We start from the raw sequence: 5,570 nt of genomic DNA, 5'->3' as shown, positions 1-5,570 counted from the left end.
TCGCCGCACTTGTTGAAAAGAAGCGGATGCTTCTTTTCAACTGCGGTGACTATAACAGATATTTTCCCTCAAGGCAAGAAAAAAGACTCCAGAACACGCATTCCGAAGTCCTTTTCTGCTTTTTCAGTTTTTTCAGTTCTCAGGCCTTCTTGGCAATCTCGGTGAGCTGGGTGAAGGCGGCGGCGTCGCTGATGGCCAGCTCCGCCAGCATCTTCCTGTTGATCTCCACGCCGGCAGTCTTCAGGCCGTGCATAAAGGTGGAATAGTTCATTCCGTTGAGCTTGCAGGCGGCGGAAATGCGGGTGATCCACAGGGAGCGGAAGTCACGCTTCTTCAGCTTGCGGCCGGTGTAGGCATAGCTCAGGGACTTCATAACAGCCTGGTTGGCTACCCGGAAATGCTTGGACTTGGAACCCCAATAGCCTTTCGCCAGCTTCAGGATTTTATTTCTTCTTTTGCGCGTCATCATTGCGCCTTTGACTCTAGCCATTGATAAAAGCCTCCTATTCTAAAAGTATAGCCCTTACTTGTAGGGGATCATCTTGCGGATGGCGTCCACGTTGGTGGCGTCGGCATAGCCGCCGGTCCGGAGGCGGCGGGTCCGCTTGGTGTCTTTCTTGGTCAGGATGTGACTTTTAAAGGCTTTGGCGCGCTTGACTTTGCCGGTCTTGGTGAGGTTAAATCTCTTTTTGGCGCCGCTGTGGGTTTTCAGTTTCGGCATGACAATAGCTCCTTCCGTGTTGTTGAAATATCATTTGCGTTCGTTCCGAAAACGGGATACGTCCGGCGTCACTTGCCGGTCTTGGGCGAGAGGAAAATGGACATCATCCGGCCTTCCAGCTTGGCGGGACGGTCCAGATTGGCGACCTCGGCGCACTGCTCGGCAAAACGGGTCAGAAGATCCCGGCCGATGTCGGTATGCGCCATCTCCCGGCCGCGGAAGCGGACGGAGACCTTGACCCGGTTACCGTCGGCAATGAACTTCTGCGCGTTCCGGAGCTTCGTATTGAAATCCCCGATGTCAATGCCCGGGGACATCCGAATCTCCTTGATCTCCACCACATGCTGGTTCTTCCGGGCTTCCTTCTCCCGCTTGCTCTGCTCAAACCGGAACTTGCCGTAGTTCATCAGCTTGCAGACCGGGGGCGACGCCTGGGGTGAGATCTTGACCAGATCCAAGCTCTGCTCCTCGGCAATCCGCAGCGCCTGAGCCGGGGCCATGATGCCCAATTGCTCGCCGGCGGGGCCAATCAGACGGATCTCCTTGTCGCTGATCGCCTCATTCAGTTCATGCACTTGCTTACTAATGGTCAAAGCACCTCCATCCTAAAAATCACAAAACGCGGACGCCCCGAGGGCATCCGCGCAACAGCAAACCGCCTTCCCCGGCAGTCTGACGTGTGCTTTTTGAACCTCTTCGCTGAAGCGCTGGAGGTGAGGCGGATGCAATCGGCCTTCTTTGTTTTGCCTGATTAGTATACCAGCCTCTTCCACGCTTGTCAAGGAGATTCGGAAGTTTTTCCTTGATTTTTTGATTCCCTGCATAATTTCCCTGCCGTCCGGCAAGAATAAGCCCTGTACTCACGAGAGTCGAAAGGGGGTGTCCGTATGCAGAACCGCGACAGCCAGAACCGTGAACAGAACCAGCGCGAACAGAGTCAGCAGAACCAGCAGAAAGAGCGCAACCAGAAGGAAAACCGCAAGTAAGCGCGGCTTCCTTTTCCTGAAGACAGCGCGGCAGGCCTGTGAGCCCGCCGCGCTGTTTTCGTTTCATGGCCTGTCTTCAGCGGCCGGAGAGCAAAGGACAGACGGAAAATTCCGGCGTCCCCGGGGCAAACGCCCGGTGCGTCCATATCCCGCCGGTTCCGTTCCGGCGTCCGCCTGTCCGGCAGAAACCCGGGCGCTCATTCCTCCGCCGCCTCTTTCGGCAGCCGCACCTCCGGCATCAGTTCCCGGCTGACGATGACCAGCATCCGTTCCAGCCGGGCGCAGTCCTCCGGGGAAAAACGGGAAGCCACCCGTTCCATCACCGTAACCAGATAGTCGCTGGAGATATTATAATAGTCGATATACTTCTGGGTCAACTCCAGATGATACTCCCGCCGGTCGTCGGGAGACTGGACCTTGCGGATATAGCCCTTCTTCACCAGGCTGTTCACCTTATAGGCGGCGTTGGGCGGCGAAATCCGCATGAAGCTGGCGAATTCATTCACCGTAGGGCTGCCCAGCGCCTGAATGGACTCCATGCAGAAGGTCTCCATGGTGGTCAGGCTGGCCTCCCGGTCCTGAAAGCGGCGGAAAATCTCCTGATAGAAATGAAGCTTGAATTTTGTATACACCTTCACAAACGCCTGATGCAGCATCTTCTTTCCCGCCTCTCCGCGACCGCGTTGAACTTGATTCGACATTAGTATACCATTCTCGCGGAAAAACGGCAACTGTCTTTCTCCCTTTGAAAATTTTTCCCTTTCGGCCTGACCGTTTTCCGGCCGCAGGCGTAAAATTTCCGTGTTTATCCGCCTCTTTGGCTCCTCGGGACGCGGCCTGGGGGGAAGCAGGCTCTGTTCTCCCGTCACGCTTCCGCGGAGGAGATGGCAAAGGTAATCTCCGCCGTTACAACAATCTCCCCGTTTACCGTGGCCGTGCACTCCCCCACGCCGATGGGACCCCGGCGGCGGGTAAGGCGGCATTCCATCTCCACCACATCCCCGGGGACTACCTGGCGCTTAAACCGGGCGTCCTTCACCCGGCCCAGGAAGGCCAGCTTCCCCCGGTTCTCCGGCAGGGCCAGAATGGCCACGCCGCCCACCTGGGCCATAGCCTCGATGAGCAGCACGCCGGGCATCACGTGTTTCCCCGGGAAATGGCCCTGGAAAAAGGGCTCGTTGACCGTGACGCACTTCACGCCCTTCGCCCACTGCCCCGGTTCGCCGTCCACAATTTTGTCCACCAGGGCAAAGGGATAGCGGTGAGGCAGAATCCCGGCGATCTCGTTGGAATCATACTGCATACCCATGCTCAGCCCTCCCATTTTCTGAACAGCAGACTGCCGTTGTGCCCGCCGAAGCCCAGGGAATTGGACAGGGCGCAGCGGATATCCGCCGTCCGGCCCTGGTTGGGCACGATGTCCAGGTCGCATTCCGGGTCCGGCGTCCGGTAGTGGATGGTGGCAGGAATGAAGCCGTCCTTCAGGGCCATGGCGGTAAAAATGGCCTCCACGGCTCCGGCCGCCCCCAGCATATGACCGGTCATGGACTTGGTGGAGCTTATAGCCAGCTGATAGGCGTGAGGGCCGAAGACCGTCTTGACTGCGGCGGTCTCCCCTGCGTCGTTCAGGTGGGTGGACGTGCCATGGGCGTTGATGTAGTCCACCGCCTCCGGCTCCACACCGCCGTCCGCCAGAGCCTGCGCCATGGCCTTGGCTCCGCCGCTGCCGTCGGGCAGGGGGGCCGTCATGTGATAGGCGTCGCAGGTGGCGCCGTAGCCCACAATCTCCGCGTAAATATCCGCCTTCCGGGCCAGGGCGTGCTCCAGACTCTCCAGCAGCAGGATTCCCGCGCCCTCGCCCATGACGAAGCCGCCCCGCTCCGCGTCAAAAGGAATGGAGGCCCGGGCCGGGTCTGTGCTCTGGGACAGGGCCCGCATTGAGGTAAACCCGCCCACGGCCAGGGGCGTCAGGGCCGCCTCGGTGCCGCCGCAGAGCATCACGTCGGCATAGCCGTCCCGGATATAGTGAAAGGCGTCGCCCACGGCGTTGGTGCCTCCGGCGCAGGCGGTAACGGGGCAGGTGCACATTCCCCGGAAGCCCGCGTCAATGGCAATGCGCCCTGCCGCCATGTTGCAGATGCCCATGGGAATATAGAAGGGGGATACCCGGTCCCAGCCCTTTTCCTTTCCCTTGTCGTGCTCTTCCTCCGTGATGGCGATGCCGCCGATGCCGCTGGAGACAATGACGCCGCAGCGGTCCAGGTCGGCGTTTTCCTTTTGGAATCCGCCGTCCTCCAGCGCCTCTTTGGCGGCGGCGGCGGCAAACTGGGTAAAACGGCCCATGCGCTTGGCCTCAGCCTTGCTGAAATAGGCCTCCGGGTCAAAGCCCTTCACCTCGGCGGCCAGCTGGACCTTCATGTCCGCCGGGTCAAACAGGGTAATGGGCGCAACGCCGCACTTCCCTTCCCGCACGGCCCGCCAGCTCTCCCCGGCGGTCAGTCCGATGGGGGTAACCGCCCCCAGGCCGGTGATGACAACTCTCCGTCGTTCCATAATGATAATCTTCCTCCTTCATTCAGGAATCCGCTTTCAATTAGGAATTTGGAATGAGGAATTAGGAATTACAGTGGAGCTTGACAGCATTCCTAATTTCTAACTCCTAATTCCTAACTCCTAATTCCTCATTTGCTTACATTGCCATTCCGCCGTCCACCGCCAGCACCTGGCCGGTGATATAGGCGGTCTCATCGCTCGCCAGGAAGGCCACGGCCTTTGCCACGTCTTCCGGCGCGCCCAGGCGGCCCATGGGGATGCCTCCCTGGGCGGCGGCGCGGGCGGCGTCGGAGAGAACGGCGGTCATATCCGTCTCAATGAAGCCGGGAGCCACGGCGTTTACGGTGACGCCCCGGGCCGCCAGCTCCTTGGCCAGGGACTTCGTCATGCCGATGACGCCGGCCTTGCTGGCGGCGTAGTTTACCTGTCCGGCGTTGCCCCGGAGTCCCACCACGCTGCTGAGATTCACGATGCGGCCATAGCGCTGCTTCAGCATCAGCCGGGAAACGGCCTTCATGCAGAGGAAGGCCCCCTTGAGATTGGCGGCAATCACCGCGTCAAACTCCGCCTCGCTCATGCGCATCAGCAAATTGTCCCGTGTGATGCCGGCGTTGTTCACCAGAATGTCAATCTGGCCGAAAGCCGCCGTGGCCGCACCGGTCAGACCATTCACCTGTGCGCTGTCCGACACGTCGCAGTGCACCGCCAGAGCCTTGGCCCCCAGGGCTTCCACAGCCCGGACGGTCTCCTGGGCCGCCGCCTCGTTTCCGGCGTAGCACAGGACCACGTTGGCCCCGCCCTTCGCCAGCTCCAGACACACCGCCCGGCCAATGCCCCGGCTTCCGCCGGTGACAATGGCGGTTTTTCCTGTAAAATCCATATTCCTTATTCCTCCTGCGCCCTCTTGGCGGCCGCCGTCTTCCCGTCCTTCTCCGCTTCCTTTTTATCCAGTTCCCTTTTCAGCGCGTCCGTCAGACCCTCCACGTCCGCCGCCGTCTCCACGGCGCAGACCGGGGTCTCCGGCACGGTCTTTTTGGCAAAGCCGCTGAGGGCCTTGCCGGGACCAATCTCCACCAGCGCGTCCACCTTGATGGGACCCACGGCCATATTCCGGATGCACTGCTCCATATAGACGCTGCTCTGGACCTGGCGGACCAGCAGCTGGGGAACGTCGGTTTTGGGGCCCGCGGCAGAGTCGCCCAGGCAGTTGAAGAAGACGGGAATCCGCGCCTCCTGGAATGTGACGTCTCTGAAATACGTCCGGAGGGCCTCCCCCGCCGGGGCCATCAGAGGCGTATGGAAGGGGCCGC

Annotated in this window: 8 protein-coding genes; all 8 read right to left on the bottom strand. The window is 60.2% G+C overall.

The annotated features are described in order from the left end of the window. Positions 1 to 139: 139 nt before the first annotated feature. Positions 140 to 490 carry a 50S ribosomal protein L20 gene (gene rplT / locus Q0063_RS14190; protein ID WP_297872612.1) on the bottom strand — a complete coding sequence of 117 codons (351 nt, stop codon included), beginning with the start codon at positions 488 to 490 and terminating at the stop codon, positions 140 to 142. A gap of 33 nt (positions 491 to 523) precedes the next feature. Then, positions 524 to 721 (bottom strand): 50S ribosomal protein L35, encoded by a 198-nt coding sequence (rpmI, locus tag Q0063_RS14185; RefSeq protein WP_295753651.1) that lies wholly within the window; start codon positions 719 to 721, stop codon positions 524 to 526. A gap of 68 nt (positions 722 to 789) precedes the next feature. Then, positions 790 to 1,314 carry a translation initiation factor IF-3 gene (gene infC / locus Q0063_RS14180; protein WP_297872611.1) on the bottom strand — a complete coding sequence of 175 codons (525 nt, stop codon included), beginning with the start codon at positions 1,312 to 1,314 and terminating at the stop codon, positions 790 to 792. Positions 1,315 to 1,904: 590 nt separating this feature from the next. Next, complete coding sequence (locus tag Q0063_RS14175) at positions 1,905 to 2,363, bottom strand: MarR family winged helix-turn-helix transcriptional regulator (RefSeq protein WP_297872610.1); 459 nt, start codon at positions 2,361 to 2,363, stop codon at positions 1,905 to 1,907. A gap of 209 nt (positions 2,364 to 2,572) precedes the next feature. Then, entirely contained in the window at positions 2,573 to 3,016 is a 444-nt protein-coding gene (gene fabZ, locus Q0063_RS14170; protein WP_367180392.1) for a 3-hydroxyacyl-ACP dehydratase FabZ, read from the bottom strand. A 2-nt stretch (positions 3,017 to 3,018) separates the two neighbouring features. Next, a complete protein-coding gene (fabF, locus tag Q0063_RS14165) occupies positions 3,019 to 4,260 on the bottom strand; it encodes a beta-ketoacyl-ACP synthase II (protein ID WP_297872609.1) in 1,242 nt (413 codons plus the stop codon). 136 nt (positions 4,261 to 4,396) lie between these two features. Further along, the gene (gene fabG / locus Q0063_RS14160) at positions 4,397 to 5,140 is read right to left on the bottom strand and encodes a 3-oxoacyl-[acyl-carrier-protein] reductase (RefSeq protein WP_297872608.1); all 744 of its coding nucleotides are present in this window, start codon (positions 5,138 to 5,140) and stop codon (positions 4,397 to 4,399) included. Between the two features lie 5 nt (positions 5,141 to 5,145). Continuing rightward, on the bottom strand, positions 5,146 to 5,570 hold a 425-nt coding region (locus tag Q0063_RS14155), incomplete at its 5' end, for an ACP S-malonyltransferase (protein WP_367180391.1).

This window comes from uncultured Oscillibacter sp., assembly GCF_947654275.1.
In the GTDB taxonomy this organism is placed as follows: Bacteria; Bacillota; Clostridia; order Oscillospirales; family Oscillospiraceae; genus Oscillibacter.
The sequence above is the reverse complement of the archived record's forward strand: the minus strand, read 5'-3'. Positions and strand labels throughout refer to the sequence as shown.

What these genes read in the sequence shown, in the direction of transcription:
- rplT (WP_297872612.1), bottom strand. Translation starts at nt 490, where the DNA reads ATGGCTAGAGTCAAAGGCGCAATGATGACGCGCAAAAGAAGAAATAAA.
- rpmI (WP_295753651.1), bottom strand. Translation starts at nt 721, where the DNA reads ATGCCGAAACTGAAAACCCACAGCGGCGCCAAAAAGAGATTTAACCTC.
- Q0063_RS14175 (WP_297872610.1), bottom strand. Translation starts at nt 2,363, where the DNA reads ATGCTGCATCAGGCGTTTGTGAAGGTGTATACAAAATTCAAGCTTCAT.
- fabZ (WP_367180392.1), bottom strand. Translation starts at nt 3,016, where the DNA reads ATGGGTATGCAGTATGATTCCAACGAGATCGCCGGGATTCTGCCTCAC.
- fabF (WP_297872609.1), bottom strand. Translation starts at nt 4,260, where the DNA reads ATGGAACGACGGAGAGTTGTCATCACCGGCCTGGGGGCGGTTACCCCC.
- fabG (WP_297872608.1), bottom strand. Translation starts at nt 5,140, where the DNA reads ATGGATTTTACAGGAAAAACCGCCATTGTCACCGGCGGAAGCCGGGGC.